Here is a 22,480-nt window from a genome sequence, read left to right as displayed (position 1 = left end):
TCGCCCGCGCCACTGCTGAGGCATAGCTGTTTCTCCTCGGGCTCTGCATAAGCTGAGCTTGTGAACGACGTCACGCTGCGCCAGCTGGAGTACCTGGTGGCGATCGCCCGCGACGAGTCGATCTCGCGGGCGGCCGTGCGCTGCCACGTCTCCCAGGCCGCGATGAGCCAGGCGCTGCGCGAGCTGGAGGGCAGCCTCGGGGTACAGCTCGCCGTGCGGCGGACCGCGAAGGGCGTGCACCTCACCCCGGCCGGCCGCACCGTGGCGAACCGGGCGCGGGGCGTCCTCCAGGACGTGCGACAGCTCGTCGGCGACCCCGCGACGGGACCGCTGACCATCGGCTGCTTCCCGTCGCTGGCGGTGCAGGTGGTGCCGGAGGTCGCCGCGCTGCTGCACGACCGGTTCCCGGACGCGAGCCTCGAGGTGGTCGAGGGGCCCGCGGCGGTGCTCCAGGACCGCATGTTGCGGGGACAGATCGACGTCTGCTTCCTCTACGAGATGCAGCTCCAGGCCGAGGTCACCTCGACCCTACTGCGCGAGCGCCGCTTCAAGGTCGCGCTGGCGGCCGACCACCCGCTCGCCGTGCAGTCGGAGATCCGTCTGGCCGACCTCGCCGAGCACCCGGGAGCGCTCCTCGACATCGAGCCCGCGAGCTACCTCAACGAGGCCATGCTGGCCCGCTTCGGCGTGACGCCGCGCTTCGTCTACCGCAGCTCCGACGTCGCGACCGTCCGCGCGCTCGTCGGTCGCGGGCTCGCCTGGGCGCTGCTCATGACCGAGGTCGCCACGAGCCATGACGGCCGGCCGTTGCGCTTCCTGCCCATCGTCGAGGACGTGGGGACGAACTCGCTGGTCGCCGCCCTGCCGCGGGGCGTCGGGCCCGCCGGCCTCGTCGAGCACGTCCTCGAGCACTGCGCGGACGTCCTCCCGCGCTGAACGGTCGCCACCGGGGCAGCGGTCGAGGTTCGGGGTGGGCAGCTGGGCCGGGCCGCGGGTCGACGGCGCTCTCCACCCTGATCTCTCGGGAGTGTCGCCGTTGTCGTCGGACCCCGACCCTGAGCTGCGGGAACGATGCCGCGGAACGGCAATACCGTGACGGTGGAGCTGGTACCATCGAACATGTGTTCGACAGTGGGTGGTGCGCAGCGGCCCCGGTCGCGCCGGTCCGCCCGACGTGGTCGGAGCAGGCGCCGGGTCCGGCGCTGGCCGCTGCCCTCGCGACGTCCGCGCCGGTGGACGTCGGCGACGACGAGGGGTTCGACGCCGTCGAGCGCCTCGCGGCGTGGGCGGCGCTGGCGGGCTGGGCCCAGGCAAGGCTCCACCAGGAGATCGCCGACTACCTGCACGCACGCCAGGCGCGGGTGCGCGGGGAGGGGCGCGGGGAGCTGGCGTCGCAGTCGGTGGCGATGGAGGTCGCCACGGTCGGACGGGTCGCCGCGCGCACGGGGGAGATCCGCGTGCACCAGGCCGACGTGCTGGTCGAACGCCTGCCGAACACGCTCGCGGCGCTCGACGCCGGCCGGATCTCGATCTCGCACGCTCGCGTGATGATCGAGCAGACCGAGCAGTGCTCCCCGCGGACGGCGCGAGCGCTCGACGCGACGCTGTGGTCGCGCCCGCCGCGCGACCGGACGCCGACGCAGCTCCGCGAGACGGTCCGCCGGATCCTGGCGCGGCTCGACCCCGACGCCCTCCGGCGACGGCCCGAGCAGGCCCGGCGCGATCGCGAGCTGCGGTACTGGTCCGACGACGACGGCGCCACCGGTGTGATCCAGATGCGCCTGCCGGCCGACGAGGCACGCGGGGTCTACGCGGTCGTCGACGCCGTCGCGCGTCAGGCCGGCGACCCGCCCGAGGGGGAGCAGCGCACGCTCGCGCAGAAGCGCCTGGACGCCGCGCGCGACCTCATCCTCGACGGCGCCACCGCCCGCGCCGCCGCCTGCTCGTCCGGCGACGGCGACGCCCCTGCTCCGGACCGCGACGACCGCCCTGAGTCCGGCGACCACGGCAGCGACCAGGACGCCCAGGACGCCGGGCACCCGCGCGGTGCGGGGGGCTGCAGCGACGAGGCCGGCCCGGTCGCTCACCTCGGCCGCGACGTGCGGCGCGGGGTCTGCGACCGGGCCCCGTCGCCGGTGCGTACCGAGGTTCGGATCACGATCGGCTGGGACGTCCTCGCCGGCCTCTCCGAGCGCCCTGCCGAGATGGAGGGCCACGGGCCCCCGCCGGCGCTGCTCGCCCGGCGCCTCGCCGCCGACCCGGACGCGGTCTGGCGACGGTTGATCACCGATCCCGTCACCGGCGTCGCCGACCACCTCGAGTCCACCCGCTACCGACCACCCCCGTCGCTCCAGGACTTCGTGCGCTCGCGGGACCTCACCTGTGCGGCGCCCGGCTGTCGCGTGCCCGCCGCCCGCTGCGACCTCGACCACGTCGTGCCCTACGACCACGGCCACCCGTCGGGCGGTGCCGGGCGCACGCGGCGGGGCAACCTCAAGCCCTGCTGCCGGCGTCACCACCGGATGAAGACCCTCGAGCGCTGGGCGGCGTCCTGTGTCCCGGACCCGGAGGGCGGGACGAGTCCGGTCGTCATGTGGACGTCGCCGTCGGGGCACCGGTGGTGGGTGCGCTCGCCCCAGCTCGAGCCGCCGCCGTGGGAGCGCGACCCGTACACCGACCCGGAGGACGCGGACGCCGCACTCGCCACCACCTCCGTCCCGGCGCCCACCGCGACGTCAACCCCGACGTCCACCCCGACGTCCACCCCGGGCGCCGACCCGGCCCGAGGCGCCGCCGCGTGAGCGCGACCACGGGACCTCGGCACCCCGCGCACACGGCCGTTCACCGTCCGGTCACCGCGCCCGGTTAGGGTCGTCCCGTGCCGTACCTGTGGAGCGTCGTCGCGGTGGTCGCCGCGCTGGTCGGGTTGGGGCTGGTCGTCGCGGCGCTGCTCGGACCGGTCAAGCGCTTCGGGCTCGTCGCGAACGTCGCGAAGGAGCAGATCGGCCGGGACGTCGGGCTGATCCAGGCGCGGGTCGCCGCGCTGAAGGTCCGCCTCGCCGAGCGCCGCGCGTAGCATCGGCGACACCGTGGAAGGAGCCACACCGTGAGCGAATGGGTCATCGTCGCGATCGTCGGCGTGGTGCTGCTGTTCAGCGCCAGGAAGCTGCCGGACATGGCGCGTGGGCTGGGCCAGTCGATGCGCATCTTCAAGGCCGAGACGCGCGGCCTGCGCGAGGACGAGAAGGCCGGTCAGGCGAACGCCGAGCCGCAGGCGCCGGGCCGCCAGCTCGACGAGGGCACGCCGACCACCACACCGACCAGCACCAACGGCACCGCCCAGCAGGACGCGACCCGGTCCCAGCCGGGCTCCACCTCGTCCTGACCCGGGTACCGAGCCGGAACCCCCGCCGCCCGTGACGTCGCAGGACGCGCCCCGCAGCACAGCAGGACCGGACGGCTCGGGTTCGCGCGCCCGCTGGTGGCGCGGCCTGCGCCGGCCCGGGGCGCGCCGTCGGGCCAACCCCGACGGGACGATGACGCTCGTCGAGCACATCTACGAGCTGCGGCGCCGCCTGGCGATCGCGCTGCTCGCCATCACGGCAGCCACCGTGCTCGGCTTCGTCTGGTACACCGCCTACCCGTTCGGCCTGCCGTCGCTCGGGCAGCTGCTCACCGACCCGTACTGCGCGCTGCCGCCCGAGAACCGGGTCCAGCTCGGCGGCGGGGAGCAGTGCCGGCTCGTGGCGTTCGGGGTGTTCGAGCAGTTCACGCTGCGCCTCAAGGTCGCCGCGACCGCCGGGGTGCTCATGGCGAGCCCGGTCTGGTTCGCCCAGATCTGGGGCTTCATCACGCCCGGGCTGTACGCGAAGGAGAAGCGCTTCGCGTACACGTTCGTCACGGCCGCGGTGGTGCTGTTCACCGCGGGCGCGGTGCTCGCCTACTTCGTCGTCACCCAGGCCCTGCAGTTCCTGTTCACCATCGGCGGCGACGTCCAGGCCACGGTCCTGCGGGGCTCGGACTACTTCGACCTGCTGCTCGCCCTCCTGGTCATCTTCGGGGTGAGCTTCGAGCTGCCGCTGCTCGTGATCATGCTCAACCGGGTCGGGGTCGTCTCGTACGCGCAGCTCAAGCGCTGGCGTCGCGGCCTGGTGTTCGGGCTGTTCGTCTTCGCCGCGCTCGCGACGCCCGGCCAGGACCCGATCTCGATGCTGGCGCTCGGGGTCTCGCTGGTGCTGCTGCTCGAGCTCGCGATCCAGGTCGCCCGGGTCCACGACAAGCGCGAGGCCCGACGCCGCCTCGAGCAGGGCTGGGACGGCCTGGACCCCGACCAGCCCTCGCCGCTGGACGACCGCCTCGGCGCGCCCACTCCGGCCCCCGGACCCGCGCCCGGCCCGCCGCCCCGGATCGAGCCGCTGCGGGGCGACCAGGGGCCCGACAGGGGCAGCGACGGCTCGGCCGACCGGTGGGACGTCACCTGATCCGCCCCTCGCGACGCCTGTGATGCCTTCGGGGGGGTCTCGGGGGGCGAAGCCCCCCGAGTGTTGTGACACTGTGGAGACGTGGCCACCCGCTCTCCCGCCGAGGCCTACGCGCAGGCTCGCACCCGCGCCGCACACCCTCAGCTGGGCCGTTTCGAAGCGGAGCTCTCCTTCGAGCTCGACGACTTCCAGCGCCGCTCCTGCCTGGCCCTCGAACAGGGCCACGGCGTGCTGGTCTGCGCCCCGACGGGGGCGGGCAAGACGGTGGTCGGCGAGTTCGCGGTGCACCTCGCCCTCGCGCGCGGCCAGAAGTGCTTCTACACGACGCCGATCAAGGCGCTGTCGAACCAGAAGTACACCGACCTCGTCGAGCGCCACGGCGCCGACGCCGTCGGCCTGTTGACCGGTGACGCCGCGATCAACGGCAACGCGCCCGTGGTGGTCATGACCACCGAGGTGCTGCGCAACATGCTCTACGCGGAGGCGCCGGCGCTCGAGGGCCTGGCCTACGTCGTGATGGACGAGGTCCACTACCTCGCCGACCGCTTCCGCGGCGCCGTGTGGGAGGAGGTCATCCTCCACCTGCCCGAGCACGTGCAGCTCGCGTCGCTCTCGGCGACGGTGAGCAACGCCGAGGAGTTCGGCGACTGGCTGGTCACCGTGCGCGGCGACACCACGGTGGTCGTCGACGAGACGCGGCCCGTGCCGCTGTGGCAGCACATGGTCGTCGGGCACCGCATGTTCGACCTGTTCGCCGAGGAGCGCCGCGGCGGGCAGGCCGCGCTGAAGGTGGACCCGACGCTGGTCAGGGCCGTCGCCGAGGTCGACCGCGGGCCCTCGGTCCGCGGAGGTCGCGCACGATCCGGCCCGCCCGGTCGGGGTGGGCGCAACGGGACGCGGGGCGGTCCGGGCCGGTCCGGCCCGCCCGGGCGCGGTGGGCCGTCGGGCTTCCGGCCGCCGTCGCGGGTGGACGTCATCGAGCGGCTCGACGCCGCCGGCCTGCTGCCCGCGATCACCTTCATCTTCAGCCGCGCCGGGTGCGACGCCGCGGTCACCCAGTGCGTGCGCTCCGGGCTGCGCCTGACCGGACCGGACGACGTCGCGGCGATCCGTGAGGTCGTCGAGCGCCGGACCGCCGGGCTGCCCGACGCCGACCTCGAGGTGCTGGGCTACTGGGAGTGGCGCGACGGCCTCGAGCGCGGGGTCGCCGCGCACCACGCGGGCATGCTGCCGGCGTTCAAGGAGACGGTCGAGGAGCTGTTCGTCCGCGGCCTGGTGCGGGCGGTGTTCGCCACCGAGACGCTGGCGCTGGGCATCAACATGCCGGCGCGCACGGTCGTGCTCGAGAAGCTGGTGAAGTACAACGGCGAGGCGCACGTCGAGCTGACGCCGGGGGAGTACACGCAGCTCACGGGCCGGGCCGGGCGCCGCGGGATCGACGTCGAGGGCCACGCCGTCGTGCTGTGGACCCCGGGGGTCGACCCCGAGCAGGTCGCCGGGCTCGCCTCGACGCGGACCTACCCGCTGCGCTCGTCGTTCCGCCCCGGCTACAACATGGCCGTCAACCTCGTCGACCGCCTCGGTGTCGAGGACGCCCGCGAGCTGCTCGAGCAGTCGTTCGCCCAGTTCCAGGCCGACCGCAGCGTCGTCGGCCTCGCCAAGCGCCTCGAGCGCAACCGCGAGGCCCTCGCTGGTTACGCCGAGGCAGCCGGGGGCAACGGCTCCGGCGGCCGCGAGGCGTCGCCGGACGCCCCCGACTTCGACGACTTCGCCGAGTACATGGACCTGCGCCGGCGGGTGTCCGAGCGGGAGAAGATGCTCTCGCGCCAGGGCCGCTCGGCGCAGAAGGCCGAGGCCGCGTCGTCGCTGGAGAACCTCCGCCCGGGCGACGTCATCGCCGTCCCCGGGGGCAAGCGCGCCGGGCTGGCCGTCGTCCTCGACCCCGGCATCGACCGCAGCCCCCGCGGCATGGAGCCCCGTCCGCTCGTCCTCACCGAGGACCGCTGGGCCGGGCGGCTCTCGCTCACCGACTTCCCCGAGGCGGTGACCGCGCTCGGCACGATGAAGCTGCCGCGCAAGGTCGACCACCGCGTACCCCGGGTCCGGCGCGACCTCGCCAACGCGCTGCGCGAGACGGGCATCGAGCCGCCCCTGCGGGAGGGATCGGCGCGGAAGCGCCAGGGCGCGCAGAACGAGGACGGCGAGCTCGCCGCCCTGCGCCGCGCCCTGCGCGCCCACCCGTGCCACGGCCTGCCCGACCGCGACGACCGCGCCCGCTGGTACGAGCGCCACCAGCGCCTCGAACGCGAGACCGAGCAGCTCCAGTCGCGGGTGCGCTCGACGACCCACTCGCTGGCCCGCACGTTCGACCGGATCCGCGGGCTCCTCACCGAGCGCGGCTACCTCGACGAGGCCCCCGACGCGCAGCAGAACGTCACCGAGCACGGGCGGCGGCTCTCACGGCTGTGGGGGGAATCCGACCTGCTCGTCGCCGAGTGCCTGCGCCACGGCGTCTGGCGGGGCCTCGGGCCGGCGGAGATCGCCGCGCTGGCGTCGTCGCTGGTCTACGACAGCCGTCGCGACGACGGCGGCGTGCCGCGGGTGCCCGACGACGCGACCACCGCCGTCGACGCGACCGTCCAGCTCTGGCACGACCTCGTCGCCGACGAGCGCCGCCACCACCTCGACCGCACCCGCGAGCCCGACCTCGGCTTCGCGTGGCCGGTGCACCGCTGGGTGCGGGGCGACTCGCTCGCCACCGTGCTCGACGGAGCCCGCGCGCACGGCACCGAGCTGTCCGCGGGAGACTTCGTGCGCTGGTGCCGGCAGGTGGTCGACCTGCTCGACCAGATCCGCGCCGTCGCGGGCGCCGAGGACACGGTCGGTCGCGCCGCCGGCGACGCGGTCCGCGCCATCCGGCGCGGGGTCGTCGCGGTGGGGGAGGGCTGAGTGAGCGACCGGCCGGACGAGGGGACCCCCGAGGGCGCCTCGCCCTGGGCGCGGCCGGACGCGGGACCGGCGCCGGCCCGCGCCGACGCGGGGACCGAGACCACCTCGACCGCCTCGACCGATTCCACCCGCGCGCACACGCGCTACGACCAGCCCGCCGAGCCGTCGGGATGGGGCGGGCATGCCGGGCAGCCGGCCTACGGCCCGCCCGGCCAGGACCCGACGCAGGCGTACGGCCCGAGCGCCTTCGGCCAGGCGCCCCCGGGGTACGGGCAGGGCTACGGCCAGACCCAGGGCTACGGCCAAACCCAGGGCTACGGCCAGACCCAGGGCTACGGCCAAACCCAGGGCTACGGCCAGACCCAGGGCTACGGCCAGACCCAGGGCTACGGCCAGACCCAGGGCTACGGCCAGACCCAGGGCTACGGCCAGACCCAGGCCTTCGGCCGGGGCGGCGGGCCCGGGACCACGGGGTGGGCCCCGCCCGGCGGGCAGGCCGGCGGCGCTCCTCCCGGCTGGGGGCAGCCCGGACCCGGCTGGGGCGGGCCGTACCCGCCGCGCCCGCGCCGGCCGTTCCCGTGGAAGGCCGTGGGCATCGTCGCCGGGGCGCTGCTGCTGGTCGCGGTGGTCGTGGTCGGGCTGCTGGCGTTCGTCGTCGGGCCCCGCTTCGCGCGGGTGGACGTTCTCGACGCGGACACGGTGGCGCAGGGCGTGACGCGGGTGGTCACCGACGACTGGCGCCGCCAGATCACCGACGTCACCTGCCCCGAGGACCAGGAGGTCCGGCCCGGGGTGCGCTTCACGTGCTCGGCGACCGTCGACGGGCGGCCGGTGCAGGTGCCCGTGACGATCGTGGACGCCTCCGGCACGTACTCGGTCGGCCAGCCACGCTGATGGCCACGCTCGACGACGTCCGGCGCCTCGCGCTCGCGTTGCCGCGGACCAGCGAGAAGGTCTCCTGGGGGTCGGCGAGCTGGGGCGTCTCGTCGAAGGGGTTCGTGTGGGAGCGACCGCTGCGCCGGTCGGACGAGGCCGCGCTGGCGGAGGCCGGAGTCCCGCTGCCCGAGGGCGACGTGCTCGGCGTCCGCGTCGCCGACGAGGGCGTCAAGCACGCGCTGGTCGCCGACGACCCCGACGTCTACTTCACGACGCCGCACTTCGACGGCTACCCCGCGGTGCTCGTGCGCCTCGAGCGGATCGGCGTCGACGAGCTGCGCGAGCTCGTCGAGGAGGCGTGGCTGCTGCGCGCCCCGACGACCGTCGCGCGGGCCTGGCTCGCCGAGCAGGGACGCTAGCGCGCCCCCGTCCCGCGGGGTGGACCGCGGAGCCCCGGATCGGCAGGCCGTGGTCGGCGTCGCGGCGCCGGGCGAGTGTCGACGGCACACGCCCGAGCGCAGAGGAGCTGGTCTTCCGTGGCCGCATCGACCGACGACGCAGGAGAGGCACCGCCGACCGGGACGGGCCGCCGGGGGTTCACGCGGCGGTCGGTGCTGCAGATGTCCGCCGTCGGGGCCTCGGCCGGTCTGGTGGGCGTCGCCGCCGGCCGCGCGACCGCGCCGGGGACCGAGACCCCCGACTGGACCGCGGCGGACATCCCGCCGCAGACCGGGCGCCGCGCGGTCGTCACGGGCGCCAACGGCTACCCGCAGGACGGTCGCAGCGGTCTGGGCTATCACCAGGCGCTCGAGCTCGCCCGGGCGGGCGCGGACGTCACGATCGCCTCGAGGAACCAGGAGCGGGGCGAGGAGGCGGCGCGTCGGATCCGCGCCGCGGCGCCCACCGCGACCGTGCGGTTCGAGCGGCTGGACCTGACGGACCTCCGCTCGATCACCGGGTTCGTCGAGCGCCTCTGGGCGTACGGCGACCGTCTCGACCTGCTGGTCAACAACGCGGGTGTCATGGCGCGCCTCCACCGCGAGGTCAGCGTCGACGGCTTCGAGCGGACCTTCGCGACCAACGCCCTCGGTCCGTTCGCCCTGTCGGCCCAGCTGCGCCCGCTCCTCCGGAACGGGATCGAGCCCCGCATCGTCTGGACGGCGAGCGCGCGCGGCCACGGCGGCGCCGTCGACTTCGACGACCTCCAGAAGGAGCGCGCCTACGACCACGGCCGCGCCTACGACGACACCAAGCTCGGCAATCTCCTGCTCGCCTTCGAGTGCGACCGCCGCAGCAGGGCCCTCGGCTGGCGGATCACCAGCGTCGCGGCGCACCCCGGCGTCGCCCGCACCAACATCGTCCTGGACGGTCCCGGCCCGGACAGCGCGGAGGGGTGGCGCTTCCGCCACCTCCCCGTCATGTTCCAGGACCCGGCCCGGGGCGCGCTGCCGATCCTCTACGCGGCGACGTCCCCGCAGGCGAACGGCGGCGGGTACTACGGCCCGCAGGGCCTCGGGGAGATCCGCGGCCTGCCCGGGGTGACGACCGTGCCGGACAACGCCCGCGACCCCCGGCTGTGGTCGGCCTACTGGGAGACCCTGCAGCGGCTGAGCGGGACCTCCTAGGGTGCGTCCTCGCCCTTCAGCGCGGCGGCGAGCCGGTCCACCGAGCCGGTGAGGTTCCACCGCTGCGCGAGGTCGTTGAGCTTGTCCGCGTCGAGGGGCGCGTGGGGGAGGGGGCGGCGCTCGCCGGTCCAGTCGACGGGCGCGTCGGGGGCGACCCGCACGACCTCGGGGGCCTTGACCAGGTAGTCGCCGGCCTTCGCCATCTTCGCGCGCACGGCCGAGGACATCCGGGTGTCGGAGCGGTCGAGCACCGCGCCGACCATCTCGTCCCACGAGCCGAACTTCGACACCACCTGCGCCGCGGTCTTCTCCCCGATCCCCGCGACGCCGGGCAGGCCGTCGGAGGGATCGCCGCGCAGCATCGCCATCTCGGCGTAGCCGTCGCCGGCCCGGGAGGTCGGGACGCCGTAGCGGGCGGCGACGTCCTCCGGGCCGTAGAGCTCGTACTTCGAGACCCCGCGGGCGATGTAGACGATGCGCACCGGGGTGGGCTCGTCGCGCACGAGCTGGAGCAGGTCGCGGTCGCCGCTGACGACCTCGACCGCGTCGGTCGCCTCGGTGGCGCAGAGGGTGCCGATGACGTCGTCGGCCTCGTAGCCCTCGGCGCCCGCGGTCGGGATCCCGGCGGCGGCGAGCACCTCGAGGATGAGATCGACCTGCGGGCCGAGCTCCGGCGGCGCCGCCTCGGCGTCGGGGGCCCCGCCGACGGGGGAGGAGGGGTCGCCCATCGTCGGGTCGACGCGGTGGGCCTTGTACGACGGGATCGCGCGCACCCGGAACGCCGGGCGCCAGTCGCGGTCGAGGCACGCGACGACCGCGCCCGGGCGGCGCTCGCGGACCAGGCGGGCGACCATGTCGCAGAACCCCCGCGCGGCGTTGACGGGCGTGCCGTCCTCGGCGGTGAGCGTCGCCGGCACGCCGTAGAAGGCGCGGAACCAGAGGCTGGCCGAGTCGAGCAGCATCACCGGCGCGTCCATGGTCGGAGAGCTTCCCAGACCTACGCCCCGGGGTGGTGGCCGCCGGTCGCCGGGGGCTCGTCGGTCGACGAGCTCGCGGCACTCGTGGCGTTCGTGGCGTTCGTGGCGTTCGTGGCGTCGGCCTCGCCCGCTCCCGAGCCCGCGACGACCCGCGCGTAGCCGGTCCCGGCCGCCAGCAGGACGAGCCCGGCCCCGAGGAACGCCGCGACGCGGGCGAGGCCGTCGAGCGCTGTGAGGTCGAAGGTCAGCAGCTTGATCACCGCGGCCACGACCAGCACACCGCCGAGGATGCGCGGCAGCGCCGACTGCAGGCCGCGGACGAGCAGCACCAGCGCGATCGCGGTCCACGAGACGGTGACCAGCACGTGCCCGACGAGGAACGCCCCGCGCGTCGGCGACACCAGCAGGGCGCTCGTCACGACCGCGCCCGTCGCCCCGTAGAGCCCGACCCCGCCGAGGCCGGCGACGGCGGCCGCGGCGCGCCCGCGGTCGGCCAGCGCCCCGAGGCGGGCCAGGGCGACGATGCCGGCGGCCGCCACGGCGACCAGGAGCAGCGAGGTCACGAGGGCGCCGGCGAGCTCGCCGACCGCGGCCGTGGTGGCGGTGCCGCCCGGCGCGGTGAGGACGAAGGGGCGGGTCGGGAAGTCGGCGAGCAGGTCCGCCGGCGCGTCCACGGCGAGCGCCGCCGCCCCGCCGACCAGGGCGAGGGCCGCGGCGGCGACCAGTGGCCCCGCCCGGCGCGTCGCAGCCGCCGCGACCGCGAGCACGGCGGCCTCGGCGAGCAGCGGCACGGCGGCCGGGCCGGAACCGACGGCGACGAGGGTGGCGACGAGCAGCGAGGCCGTGCCGGCCGTGCCGGCGACCAGGGCCAGCGCGCGGTGCCCGACCGGCGCGCCGGCGCGGTCCAGGGCGACGACGGCCAGCAGCAGGGCGACCGCGACACCGCCGGCCACGAGCGCGCCGGGCACGCGGGCCAGCCCCGGCGCCACGAGCAGGACCGGCAGCACGGGCGCCCCGAGCAGCGCCCCGGCGATCGCCCGGCCGGGGGCGCCGACGAGCACGGCGGAGACCCCGCCCGCGACGAGGACCGCGAGGACGGCGAGGACGGTCGGCAGATCCGCGAACGCGCCGCCCGCGAGGAAGCGGACCGCGGCGCCCAGCGCGGCGAGGGTGGTCGCGAGCGCCGCGACGGCGGCGACGACGGGCCAGGCGCGGCGCCGGGCGACGGCGACCGCGGCGACCTGCGCGGCGAGCAGCAGCGCGACGAGCGTGGGGGTCGGCGCACCCACGACCAGGGGCGCGGCGAGCGCGGCCGCGACGAGCACGCCGAGGGCGAGGCCCCGGTGGCGCCAGCGGTCGGCGAGCGCCAGCCCGCCGGTCGTCACGGCCAGCGCGAGCGGTGCGGCGAGCGCGAGGGGGAGCAGGGCGTAGAGCGCGACCGCGGCGACGTCGGCGAGGAAGAGGGTCGCGACGCCCGTCGCGACCAGGGCGACGGCGCCGGCGGGGGCGTCGCCCTCCGTGGCGCTGCGACGGCGGACCACCATCCCGACGCCGACGAGCGCGAGGCCCAGCGCCGCGCCGCCGACCACCCGCGCGCCGGGGCCGAACCAGCCCCGGTCGGCGGCCAGGACGAGCAGCAGCACGACCCCGAGCACGGTGGTCGCGGCGCCGGCGACGGCGATGAGGCGGGCCGGGGTCCAGGCGACGCGCGGCGGGCGCGGCGGTCGGGGGAGCCGGGGCCCGCGGGGCGGGCGGGGCGGGGGCGGTGGCGCCCAGGCGGCCGGCGGTGCCCAGGGACCGGCGTGGGGCGGACCGTGGTGGGGCGGACCGGGGTGGGGCGGGGGCGGCACCGGCCGCGGCACCGGGCCGGGCCACGGGGGCGGCGTCGGCACGGGGCCGGGTGCCGATGTCGGTGCTGATGTCGGTGCTGGTGTCGGTGCTGGTGTCGGTGCTGGTGTGGGCGCCGGCGTCGGCGCCGATCGGGCGCCCTGCAGGGCGGTGCGGATGCGGTCGACCTCGCGGGCAACGCCGGCGAGGTCGTCGTCGAGGCGGGCGAGCAGCGCGTCCTGCGACACCGGGCTGGTCATGTCCGGCAGCGTGCCGCTCGACGGCGTCCGGCCCCAGGGGACATCTACTCAGCTACCCGTCCCGGGTCTCCTGCGTGACGTGGACCTCGACGGGGCACGAGGATCAGCGCCGGACCCGGCACCGCCGGGCGACCACGACGAGGGGAGAGTCGGATCATGGGTGACATCGCGTCGAAGCTCGACAAGGAGTACGAGACCAAGTCGGCGCAGGAGATCGCCGACGCGCCGGTCGCCGCGCTGCAGGGCGTCAGCGAGGACGACGCGAAGAAGCTCCAGGAAGCGTTCAACATCAAGACGGTCCGCGACCTCGGGACCAACAAGTACTTCCTGTGGGCGCAGGCCTTCGCGAAGCTCGCCGAGTGAGGCGACCGGGCACGCCCCGGGTCCGCCCCGGGGCGCGCCCGCGCGCCGTCCGCCTGACCTAGGCTCGGCGACCATGAGCACCACCGACCACGTCACCGCGCGCCTCGAGCGCGCGCGGGCCGCCGCCCGGCAGGCCGGGGTGGACGCCCTGGTCGTGACCCCGGGACCCGACCTGCGGTACCTCACCGGCGTCGTCAAGCACTCCCACGAGCGGCTCTCGGCCCTGCTGCTGCCCGCCGACGGCGACCCCGTGTTCGTGGTCCCGACGCTCGAGCGCCCGGGCCTCGACGGGTCCGCGATCGAGGCGATGGACGTGCTCACCTGGACCGACGGGGTCGACCCGCACGCGCTAGCCGCCTCGCGCCTCGGTGCCCCGGCGCGGGTCGCCGTGGCCGCCGACATGCCCGCCCTGCACGTCCTGGGCCTGCGCGACGCCCTGCCCGGCGCGACGCTCGAGCTCGCCACCCCGATCCTGCGTCGGCTGCGGATGCGCAAGGACGCCGAGGAGATCGCCTCGCTGCGCACGGCGGGCGCGGCGATCGACGACGTGCACGCCCGCGTGCCGCAGTGGCTGGTGGCCGGGCGCACCGAGGCCGAGGTCGGCGAGGACATCACCCGCGCGATCGTCGAGACCGGGCACGCCGAGGCCGCGTTCGTCATCGTCGGCTCGGGGCCCAACGGCGCGAGCCCGCACCACGAGGTGTCCGAGCGCGTCATCGAGGCGGGCGACGTTGTCGTCGTCGACATCGGCGGCCCGCTGCCCGACGGCTACAACTCCGACTCGACGCGCACCTACGTCGTCGGCGAGCCGGACGACGAGGTCCGCGACGTCTACGCCGTGCTGCAGCGCGCGCAGGCCGCCGCGGTCGACGCGGTGCGCCCGGGCGTCACGGCCGCGAGCATCGACGAGGCCGCCCGCGCGATCATCCGCGACGCCGGCTACGGCGAGTACTTCGTGCACCGCACCGGCCACGGCATTGGGCTCGAGGTGCACGAGGAGCCCTACATCGTCGACGGCAACGACCTCGTCCTCGAGCCCGGCATGGCCTTCAGCGTCGAGCCCGGCATCTACTTCCCGGGCCGGTGGGGCGCGCGGATCGAGGACATCGTCGTCGTCACCGACGCCGGCTGCGAGCCGGTGAACCGCCGGCCCCACGACCTGCAGTCGTGCTGACGACCGACCCCGGTTCCGAGCGAAGGGCGCCTTCGCGCGATCTCGACGGGCGAAGGGGCCCTTCGGTAGGCACCTGGGGCCGCCTCGCCGGCGCCGTCGTCGCGGGCCTCCTGCTCTACGTCGCGTTCCCGCCGCTCGGGGCGTGGTGGGCGGCGCCGCTGGGCGTCGCGCTGGCCGTCGGGGTCGTCGACGGCCGGCGCCTGCGCACGGCCGCCGGGCTCGGGCTGCTCGTGGGGCTGGGCTACCAGTGGCCGCTGCTGCACTGGACCGGCGAGTACGTCGGCGGCGTGTGGCTCCTGCTGCTCGCGGCGCTGACGGTGGTCGTGGCGCTGCCGATCGCGCTGCTGCCGCTGGTGACGCGTCTGCCCGGCGCGCCGCTGTGGGTGGCGTGCCTGTGGACCGCGGGCGAGGCGCTCATCGCGCGGTGGCCGTTCGAGGGCTTCCCGTGGGCCAAGCTCGCCTTCGGTCAGCCCGGCGGGCCGTTCGCGTCGCTGGCGTCGCTGGGAGGCGCACCGCTGGTCACCTTCGCGGTCGCCCTGTCGGGGGCCGGGCTGTGGGCCCTGGTCCGCGCCGTCCGGCCGCCGCGCCGGGCGGGTGCCCTCGCGGGCGCGCTCGTCGCCGTGCTGCTCGGCCCGGTCGTGGGGCTCGCGGCGTGGCCGTCGGTCGCCGCGGACGCGCCCGGCCCGTCGGTCACCGTCGCCGCGGTGCAGGGCAACGTGCCGCGCGCCGGGCTCGACTTCAACGCCCAGCGCCGCGCGGTGCTCGACAACCACGTCGCGCAGACCCGCCGCCTGGCCGAGGACGTGCGCGCCGGGCGCACCCCGCGTCCCGACCTGGTGATCTGGCCGGAGAACTCCTCGGACATCGACCCGCTGCGCAACCCCGACGCCGGCGCGGCGATCCAGGCGGTCACCGACGAGGTCGGGGTGCCGGTCGTCGTCGGCGCGGTCCTCTCGGGCACCCGCGGCGCCGACGGCACCATCGTCCAGGGCCCCCGGAACACCGCGATCGTGTGGCTGCCCGGCACGGGTCCCGCCGCGACGTACACCAAGCGGCACATCCTCCCGTTCGGCGAGTACATCCCGCTGCGGGCGATCGCCGAGCAGGTCTCGCCGCTGGTCGACCGCGTCGTCGACTTCGAGCCCGGCACCGGCTCCGGCGTCGTCCCGGCCGGACCGGTGCGCCTCGGCGTCGTCACCTGCTACGAGGTGGTCTTCGACGACGCCGTCCGCGACGCCGTGCGCGGGGGAGCCGACCTGCTCACCGTCCCGACCAACAACGCGACCTTCGGCTACAGCGACATGACCTACCAGCAGCAGGGCATGTCCCGGCTGCGCGCGATCGAGCACGACCGGGCCGTGGTGATCGCCGCGACCAGCGGGCAGAGCGCGGTCGTCGCGCCCGACGGGACGCTCCAGACCCGCACGGGCGCGCTGTTCACCCCGGGCCTGCTCGTCGAGCGGGTGCCGCTGCGGACGACGACGACGCTCGCCACCCGCGTCGGGCCGGCGCCGGAGTGGGTGCTCGCGGGGCTGGGCGTGGCGGCGGTCGTCGCCGGCGCCGCCCTCCGCCGGCGGGGCACCGCGTGAGCGGACCCGCCCCCGACGGGTCGGACGTGCTGGTCACGATCCCGACCTTCAACGAGCGCGAGAGCCTGCCCGGGCTCGTGACGCGGCTGCTCGCGACCCTGCCCGGGCTGCGATCCTCGTCGTCGACGACGGCAGCCCCGACGGCACGGGTGCGCTCGCCGAGACGATCGCGGCCGTCGAGCCCCGGGTCCGCGTGCACCACCACGCGCCGCGCGCGGGCCTCGGCGCGGCGTACGTGGACGCGTTCCGGCGCGTCCTCGACGGGAGCTGCGACGTCGCCGCGGGCGTCGGGTGGATCGTGCAGATGGACGCCGACGGCTCGCACGCGCCCGAGGAGCTCCCGCGCCTGCTGGCCGCGGCCCCGGACGCCGACGTGGTGCTGGGCTCGCGCTACGTGCCCGGCGGCGGCACCGAGGGCTGGGCGTGGCACCGCCGGCTGCTCTCGCGCGCGGGCAACGTCTACTCCCGGCGCGCGCTCGCACTGCCCCTGCACGACGTGACCGGCGGCTACCGCTGCTTCCGCCGGTCCGCGCTCGCCGGGCTGGAGATCCCGACCGTGGCGTCGGAGGGCTACTGCTTCCAGGTCGACGTCGCGTTCCGGGTGCACCGGTCGGGCCTGCGGGTGCGCGAGGTGCCGATCACCTTCGTCGAGCGCGCACACGGCGAGTCGAAGATGAGCGGCGAGGTCGTGCGCGAGGCGCTGTGGCGCATCACGTCCTGGGCCGTGCGCGACCGGGCGCGCCGGCGGCGAGCGCGCCCCCGCCGGTGATCGAAGTACCGATACGGACGTCCAGTGTCTGCGACGGCACTTCGCTGACACCCCCGGACACACGAAAGGACCGTCCCAGCACGGCCGGAACGGTCCTCGTCGCGGACCTCGCGCGCTCAGGCGCTCTCGGAGCGGCGCTCCTTGAGCAGCCCGAGGCGCTCGTCGAGCAGCTCCTCCAGCTCGGGGACCGAGCGGCGCTCGAGCAGCATGTCCCAGTGGGTGCGCGGCGGCTTGGCCTTCTTCTGCTCGGGCTCGGTGCCGTCGATCCGCTTGCCCTCGTCGCCGTGCAGGCGGCACTCCCAGGTCACCGGCGCCTCGGCGTCGTCCGAGAACGGCACCTCGAAGTCGTGGCCCTTGGGGCAGCGGTAGGCGAAGGAACGGCGGGGGGCGAGGTCGTGGTCGCGGTCGGTCTCGTAGCTGACGGCTCCGAGACGGCTGCCACGGAGGACGCGGTCGGCCATGATGGTGTCCTTTCCTCGACTGCGTGTGCGCCCGAGACGCACGGCCGCCGGGCACGGGGTGGTCAACGCCGGACCGTCGCTGTTCGTTCCCGCGACCGCCGGCGTTCATCCCTCCCGTGACCGGACTCACCGCTCCGGCTGCACACCGGGCGAATACCCGTGCTGTGCAACGCCCACACGACCCCGGTTGTGCCCGACCTGTCTCAGCCGGTCCCGTCGGCGGGCGCGGTCCACGTGCCGCGGGTGACGAGGACGTCGCGCAGCAGGTCCGGGCGGTCGGTCATGATGCCGTCGACCCCGAGGTCGAGCAGGCGGTGCATCTCGGAGGTGCGGTCGACGGTCCAGGCGTGGACCTCGATGCCGAGCTCGTGGGCGGTCGCGACCATGGCCGGGTCGATCACCGTCATCGCCCCGAACCGCACCGGCAGCTGCGCGAGGTCGCCCCGCACCCGCAGCGCCCGCCCCAGCGCGCGCACCGGGGACACGGCGCGGGCCCGCAGGCGCAACGCGGAGCGCGACGCGATCCCCGTGACGACGCGGTCGCCGTACCGCGCCCGGACCGCGTCGAGCCGGCGCTCGTCCATGCTGGCCACGGCCACGCGCCCGGCGACGTCGTCGCGCTCGAGCAGCCGCAGCATCGGCTCCAGGGTGCCGGGGGCCTTGAGGTCGACGTTGAACCGCGTGTCCGGCAGCGCCTCGAGGACCTCCTCGAGACGGGGGAGCGGCTCACGCCCGCGCAGGCGGACGTCGGCGAGGTCGGCCCACGGCATGCTGCGCAGGACGCCGGGGTGGCCCGCGACCCGGCGCAGCGTCGCGTCGTGGTGGACGACGAGCACGCCGTCGGCCGTGGCGTGCACGTCGGTCTCGAGGTGCGTGTAGCCCTCGTCGGCGGCGCGCCGGAAGGCGGCGAGCGAGTTCTCCAGACCGTCGAGGTCCCCGATGTGCCAGCCGCGGTGCGCGAAGGCGCGCGGGACGGGACCGGCCAGGTACGGGTGGGTCGCCCGGGTCACGGGCCCCGAGTGTGCCCGGTCGCGGGAGGTGGCGCTCGGGACGGGACGGACCCGGCGGGTGTCGGTCATCCGTGCCAGGATCACTACGGCGAAACGCCGTGATCGTTCGCACGTTTCGGGGAAGGCCGGGCCACCTTGGGGGCGCGCGTGCACGTGCAGTAGTCTTGGCGATCACACTGGGCTGAGGGGGAGCGCAGGATGTCGAAGCGGTCGGGGGGTGAGCCCTCGTGGTGGTCGTCGGGCTCCGTCCCCGACGAGCTCCCGACCTGGGCGCGCCGCGGTCTCGAGGAGGCGCCCGCCGACCTGGCGCCCTCGGCCCCGGTTCCCGACGGCGGTCGCCACCGGCGCCGCCGGGGTGCCGCGGCCGGCGCCGGCGGGGCGCACCGCCTGCGCGGCTGGGGGCTCGCCGCGGCCTCCGTCGCCGCCGCGGCCGCGGTCGTCCCCGTCGCGATCTCCACGCTGGCGAACAGCGGGGAGAACACCGCCCTGCCGCGCGTCGGCACCTTCCCCGTCGTGGCGCCCGGCGACCTGTCCGGCCAGGCCCCGCCCGGCACGCGCACCGTGCCGCGCAGCCCCGCCGACGCCCCGGCCACCGGCTCCGACGCCTCGGTCCTCCCGCCGCTCGAGGACCCGACGGTCGCGGTCGCCCGGCCCCCGCGCACCGTCACCGTCGCGCCCCGCGCGCTGCGCGAGGACGACGAGACCACCAGCACCCGCCGTCCCACCTCGTCGAGCACCACCACGGACGAGGACGAGGAGACCCCGACCCCCCGCGACGAGGGCGGGGACGGGGACGACGAGGGCGGCTCCGGCGGCGGGTCGGGCGGTGGCCGCGACGGCGGGTCCGGCTCGTCCGGGGGGTCCTCGGGCGGCTCGTCCGGGGGGTCCTCCGGCGGCTCGTCGGGCGGCTCCGGCGGTTCCGGCGGTTCCGGTGGTTCCCGGGGCGGGGTGCTCGACGGCGTCGGCGACGCGGTCGGGGGCGTCGTCGGCGGTGCCGGGCGCGCCGTCGGCGGCGTGACCAACTCGCTGCTGCGCTGAGGCCGGTCGCTACCCCGCCGACGGGGTCTCGGGCAGGTCGGGGCGGGTGACGCCCTCGCCCAGCGCGGCCGCGTAGAGGTCACCGCGGGCCTCGATGCGGGCCAGCACGTCGGCCGGCGAGAACGTCAGCTCCCGGACCTCGCGCGCGTCCGCCACCTCGTCCCAGCTCAGCGGGGTCGACACGGTCGGGGCGCCGTTCGCGGCCCGCGCGCGCAGGGAGTACGGCGCGACGGTGGTCTTCGCGGTGTTGTTCTGGCTCCAGTCGACGAAGATCTTCCCGCGGCGGCGGTCCTTGGCCATGATCGACGTGACGCGACGCGGGGTTTCGCGGGCGAGGAGCTCCGCCACGGCCTTGGCGTAGGTCGACGTGCGTCCCGGGTCGTCGACGCGCACCGCGGCGCTGACCTGCATGCCCTTGCTGCCGCTGGTCTTCGGGCAGGGCTCGAGGCCGTCGGCGGCGAGCACCTCCCGCACCCGCTCGGCGATGCGCGCGCAGTCGACGACCGTGGTGCCCTCGCCGGGGTCGAGGTCGAAGACGAGTTCGTCGGGCGGCTGCACCCGGTCGTCGGAGTCGACGCGCCACTGCGGCACGTGCAGCTCGAGGACGGCGAGGTTCGCCAGGTAGACCAGGGTGGCGAGCTCCTCGACGACCACGAAGTTCGCCGTCGTCGAGCCGCGGCTGCTGCCCGGGGTGGGCACGGTGACGCTGCGCAGCCACTCGGGGGCCTTGGCGCCGGCGTTCTTCTCGTAGAACGACGGCGCCGAGATGCCGTCCGGGAAGCGGCGCAGGGTGAGGGGCCGTCCGGCGAGGTGGGGGAGGAGCGTGTCGGCGACGCGGGCGTAGTAGTCGACCACCGCCGCCTTGGGGACGTCGGGGTAGAGCTCCTTGTCGAGGTTCGACAGCCGCAGGCCGCGGCCCCCGACGCTGACCCGCGGCGACTGGGCGGAGGCGTCGCGCGCCGGCGCGGCCTTCTCCGCCTTCCGGCGCTGGACGAGCCAGTCCTTCTCCTGCTGGTCGTCCCGGTCCGGCTTGAAGAACACGAAGCGCCCGGACACCCGCTCGCCGTGCAGGGTCACCGCGACCTCGCTGTCGGACCACTTCTCGGTCTCGTAGCGCCCGGCGTCCCAGATCGTCATCGACCCTCCGCCGTACTCGCCGGCGGGGATCTCGCCGTGGAAGTCGAGGTACTCCAGCGGGTGGTCCTCGGTGTGGACGGCGAGCCGCGGTGCCCCGGGCTTCTCCGGCAGGCCCCGGGGCACCGCCCAGCACACCAGCACGCCGTCCCGCTCGAAGCGCACGTCGTAGTGCAGCCGGCGGGCGTGGTGCTCCTGGACGACGAAGCGGTCGCCGGTGGGCGCCGCCGCGTCGACCTGCCCGAAAGGCTCCGGCGTGCGCCCCGGGTCGCGCTTGGCGTTGTACTCGGAGAGGTCGGGCACGGTCGTGGTCTACACGACGTCCCGGTCGGCGGTGAAGCCGAAGAACGCGAGCATCGCCGTGGCGGCGTCCGGTCCCGACGGGTCGGCGTACGCGACGCCGGATCGCCCGCCCGACCACGCGTGGCCCAGGCCGTGCACCGTCCACGACTCCGCCAGCACCCGCCCGCCCGGCTCGGTGCACCGCTCGCGCGTCCAGCGCCGGCCGCCGTCGACCTGCCCGCTCGTGCCGTCCCGCTCGACCCGGCCGGCCCGGCGGAGGGCGGAGCGCACGACGGCGTCGGCGTTGCCGGGCGCCACGGTCCGGTCGGCGTCGCCGTGCACGACCATCAGCGGCACCGGGCCCGCGTCGGCGACCTGGGCCGGCGGTGACGACATCGCCGCGAACGCCGACCCGACGTCGCGGGCGGCGCGGTGGGGGAGCCCGGAGTGCACGCCGGCGCCGCAGAACACGTCCGGGTGGGTCGCGGCCATGACCGCCGCCATCGCCGCGCCCGCGGAGAACCCGGCGACGGCCACCCGCGCCGGGTCGGCGTGCAGCTCCTCGGCGACGGTCCGGGTGATCGCGGCGATGATCGCGGGCTCGCCGCCGTCGCGGGTCTGGTCCCCGGGGCGGAACCAGTTCCAGTAGCCCATCGCGTTGGCCTGCCGCGACTGCTCGGGGTAGACGACCGCGACGCCCGCCCGGGCGGCGACCTCGTCCATCCCCGTGCACGCGGCGAACCCGTCGGCGTCCTGGGTGCCGCCGTGCAGCATCACGACCAGCGGCGCCCCGGACGCGAGGCCTGGCGGGACGAACAGGCGGTAGGCGCGACGGTCCCCGCCGGCCGCGGCGGCGCCGCGCGTGACCGTGCCGGCGGCGCGGTCGGAGCTGCCGGCACCGGCCGTCGGCATCCCGGACACGGGCATCCCTGGCTTCGGCATGGACGGGGTCGGCATCCCCGGGAGGCCGGCGCCGAGGCGTTCCTGGATGCGAGCGGTCGCGTCCACGAGCTTGCCCTCGCGCACGAGCCGGGCGGCGTCCGACCAGCCGCCCGGGCCTCCCTGGGCCGCGGCGGCCGTGCGCATCGCCTCGGTGAACATCCTGCGGGCACGGGACACGGCGACCTCCGGGGGTCGGGGGTGTTCGGCGGTGGTGGAGCGGCTCAGACGATCCGGGACGCCAGCGCGGCCTTCACCGCGCGGCTGGCCCGGAACGCCCCGAGCACCTCGACCGAGGCGATCGTCGCCAGGGCCAGGTCGGGCGGGACGTCGTCGGCCACGGTGGCCAGGCCCAGCACCCGCACGTGGACCTGCTCGCCCGCGTCGCGCAGGGCCTCGAGGTCGCGCCGGGTGAAGTGCTGGGTGCCGAGGACGAGGGTCCGGCGCGCGACGGTCTGCTCGATCGCGCGCTCGCTGGTGGCGAGCTGGTTGCGGACGGCGGTGCGGATGAAGTCGGTGCGGGTGGTGAAGAACCCCTCCTGGACGAGCAGGTCGATCCGGCCGAGGTCGACCGGCCCGAGGTTGACCGTGATCTTCTCGGTCCGCTCCGGTTCAGTGACCACGACACCCTCCCGACGCCATCCACCTGGATGGTGCACGGAGGGTGGAGCGATGCGCAAGTCGTCCGGTCCGCGCCCCGACCACGACCTTCGAGCGCCGCCGGCG

The 22,480-nt window shown here is 76.0% G+C and carries 21 protein-coding genes; 14 read left to right on the top strand and 7 right to left on the bottom strand.

Annotated elements, in window-relative coordinates:
* Positions 1–60 precede the first annotated feature (60 nt).
* The 9 genes from ACYX4T_RS05135 (at position 61) to ACYX4T_RS05095 (ending at position 9,931) form a co-directional block, all read left to right on the top strand.
* Complete coding sequence (locus ACYX4T_RS05135) at positions 61–936, top strand: LysR family transcriptional regulator (RefSeq protein ID WP_476013497.1); 876 nt, start codon at positions 61–63, stop codon at positions 934–936.
* A gap of 185 nt (positions 937–1,121) precedes the next feature.
* Positions 1,122–2,801: an HNH endonuclease signature motif containing protein gene (locus ACYX4T_RS05130; protein ID WP_476013496.1), complete on the top strand. Its 1,680-nt coding sequence runs from the start codon at positions 1,122–1,124 to the stop codon at positions 2,799–2,801.
* Positions 2,802–2,878: 77 nt separating this feature from the next.
* Positions 2,879–3,076, top strand: a complete 198-nt coding sequence (locus ACYX4T_RS05125; RefSeq protein ID WP_476013495.1) for a hypothetical protein — start codon at positions 2,879–2,881, stop codon at positions 3,074–3,076.
* Positions 3,077–3,106: 30 nt separating this feature from the next.
* Positions 3,107–3,385, top strand: a complete 279-nt coding sequence (gene tatA / locus ACYX4T_RS05120) for a Sec-independent protein translocase subunit TatA (RefSeq protein WP_476013494.1) — start codon at positions 3,107–3,109, stop codon at positions 3,383–3,385.
* Between the two features lie 31 nt (positions 3,386–3,416).
* On the top strand, positions 3,417–4,481 hold the full coding sequence (tatC, locus tag ACYX4T_RS05115; RefSeq protein WP_476013493.1) for a twin-arginine translocase subunit TatC: 1,065 nt from the start codon (positions 3,417–3,419) through the stop codon (positions 4,479–4,481).
* An 81-nt stretch (positions 4,482–4,562) separates the two neighbouring features.
* Positions 4,563–7,430 carry a DEAD/DEAH box helicase gene (locus tag ACYX4T_RS05110; RefSeq protein ID WP_476013492.1) on the top strand — a complete coding sequence of 956 codons (2,868 nt, stop codon included), beginning with the start codon at positions 4,563–4,565 and terminating at the stop codon, positions 7,428–7,430.
* Positions 7,431–8,324 (top strand): DUF4333 domain-containing protein, encoded by an 894-nt coding sequence (locus tag ACYX4T_RS05105; protein ID WP_476013491.1) that lies wholly within the window; start codon positions 7,431–7,433, stop codon positions 8,322–8,324.
* The gene (locus tag ACYX4T_RS05100; RefSeq protein ID WP_476013490.1) at positions 8,324–8,725 is read left to right on the top strand and encodes an MmcQ/YjbR family DNA-binding protein; all 402 of its coding nucleotides are present in this window, start codon (positions 8,324–8,326) and stop codon (positions 8,723–8,725) included. Before ACYX4T_RS05105 ends, ACYX4T_RS05100 begins: the two co-directional genes overlap by 1 nt.
* Before the next feature lie 117 nt (positions 8,726–8,842).
* Positions 8,843–9,931, top strand: coding sequence for an oxidoreductase (locus ACYX4T_RS05095; RefSeq protein WP_476013489.1), 1,089 nt, complete (start codon positions 8,843–8,845; stop codon positions 9,929–9,931).
* Here the strand turns inward: ACYX4T_RS05095 and ACYX4T_RS05090 are convergent.
* Complete coding sequence (locus tag ACYX4T_RS05090) at positions 9,928–10,908, bottom strand: 5'-3' exonuclease (RefSeq protein ID WP_476013488.1); 981 nt, start codon at positions 10,906–10,908, stop codon at positions 9,928–9,930. The two genes, ACYX4T_RS05095 and ACYX4T_RS05090, sit on opposite strands and share 4 nt — an antisense overlap.
* Positions 10,909–10,928: 20 nt before the next feature.
* The gene (locus ACYX4T_RS05085) at positions 10,929–12,995 is read right to left on the bottom strand and encodes a DUF2339 domain-containing protein (RefSeq protein ID WP_476013487.1); all 2,067 of its coding nucleotides are present in this window, start codon (positions 12,993–12,995) and stop codon (positions 10,929–10,931) included.
* A 156-nt stretch (positions 12,996–13,151) separates the two neighbouring features.
* Between ACYX4T_RS05085 and ACYX4T_RS05080 the strand changes: the two genes are divergently transcribed.
* The 4 genes from ACYX4T_RS05080 to ACYX4T_RS05065 all read left to right on the top strand — a co-directional run bounded on the left by ACYX4T_RS05080 (position 13,152) and on the right by ACYX4T_RS05065 (position 16,890).
* Positions 13,152–13,358, top strand: a complete 207-nt coding sequence (locus tag ACYX4T_RS05080) for a hypothetical protein (RefSeq protein ID WP_274234428.1) — start codon at positions 13,152–13,154, stop codon at positions 13,356–13,358.
* Positions 13,359–13,431: 73 nt separating this feature from the next.
* Positions 13,432–14,532, top strand: coding sequence for a M24 family metallopeptidase (locus ACYX4T_RS05075; RefSeq protein ID WP_476013486.1), 1,101 nt, complete (start codon positions 13,432–13,434; stop codon positions 14,530–14,532).
* A complete protein-coding gene (gene lnt / locus ACYX4T_RS05070; RefSeq protein ID WP_476013485.1) occupies positions 14,526–16,121 on the top strand; it encodes an apolipoprotein N-acyltransferase in 1,596 nt (531 codons plus the stop codon). Before ACYX4T_RS05075 ends, lnt begins: the two co-directional genes overlap by 7 nt.
* 112 nt (positions 16,122–16,233) lie before the next feature.
* Positions 16,234–16,890: a polyprenol monophosphomannose synthase gene (locus tag ACYX4T_RS05065; RefSeq protein WP_476015184.1), complete on the top strand. Its 657-nt coding sequence runs from the start codon at positions 16,234–16,236 to the stop codon at positions 16,888–16,890.
* A gap of 116 nt (positions 16,891–17,006) precedes the next feature.
* Here the strand turns inward: ACYX4T_RS05065 and ACYX4T_RS05060 are convergent, their stop codons facing one another.
* Both ACYX4T_RS05060 and ACYX4T_RS05055 read right to left on the bottom strand, forming a co-directional pair.
* A complete protein-coding gene (locus ACYX4T_RS05060) occupies positions 17,007–17,351 on the bottom strand; it encodes an RNA polymerase-binding protein RbpA (protein WP_133828683.1) in 345 nt (114 codons plus the stop codon).
* A gap of 203 nt (positions 17,352–17,554) precedes the next feature.
* On the bottom strand, positions 17,555–18,361 hold the full coding sequence (locus ACYX4T_RS05055; protein ID WP_476013484.1) for a glycerophosphodiester phosphodiesterase family protein: 807 nt from the start codon (positions 18,359–18,361) through the stop codon (positions 17,555–17,557).
* 198 nt (positions 18,362–18,559) lie between these two features.
* Between ACYX4T_RS05055 and ACYX4T_RS05050 the strand changes: the two genes are divergently transcribed.
* Positions 18,560–19,399 carry a hypothetical protein gene (locus ACYX4T_RS05050; RefSeq protein WP_476013483.1) on the top strand — a complete coding sequence of 280 codons (840 nt, stop codon included), beginning with the start codon at positions 18,560–18,562 and terminating at the stop codon, positions 19,397–19,399.
* Positions 19,400–19,408: 9 nt separating this feature from the next.
* Here the strand turns inward: ACYX4T_RS05050 and ligD are convergent, their stop codons facing one another.
* From ligD to ACYX4T_RS05035, 3 genes are read right to left on the bottom strand one after another with little or no spacing between them, the layout of a single operon-like run.
* Positions 19,409–20,836 (bottom strand): non-homologous end-joining DNA ligase, encoded by a 1,428-nt coding sequence (ligD, locus tag ACYX4T_RS05045; protein ID WP_476013482.1) that lies wholly within the window; start codon positions 20,834–20,836, stop codon positions 19,409–19,411.
* 9 nt (positions 20,837–20,845) lie between these two features.
* Positions 20,846–21,934, bottom strand: coding sequence for an extracellular catalytic domain type 1 short-chain-length polyhydroxyalkanoate depolymerase (locus ACYX4T_RS05040; RefSeq protein WP_476013481.1), 1,089 nt, complete (start codon positions 21,932–21,934; stop codon positions 20,846–20,848).
* A 44-nt stretch (positions 21,935–21,978) separates the two neighbouring features.
* A complete protein-coding gene (locus tag ACYX4T_RS05035) occupies positions 21,979–22,377 on the bottom strand; it encodes a CopG family transcriptional regulator (RefSeq protein ID WP_476013480.1) in 399 nt (132 codons plus the stop codon).
* Positions 22,378–22,480: the final 103 nt, after the last annotated feature.

This window comes from Actinomycetospora sp. ABD4_176 (assembly GCF_056311855.1).
This window is presented reverse-complemented; position numbering and strand designations above follow the sequence as displayed.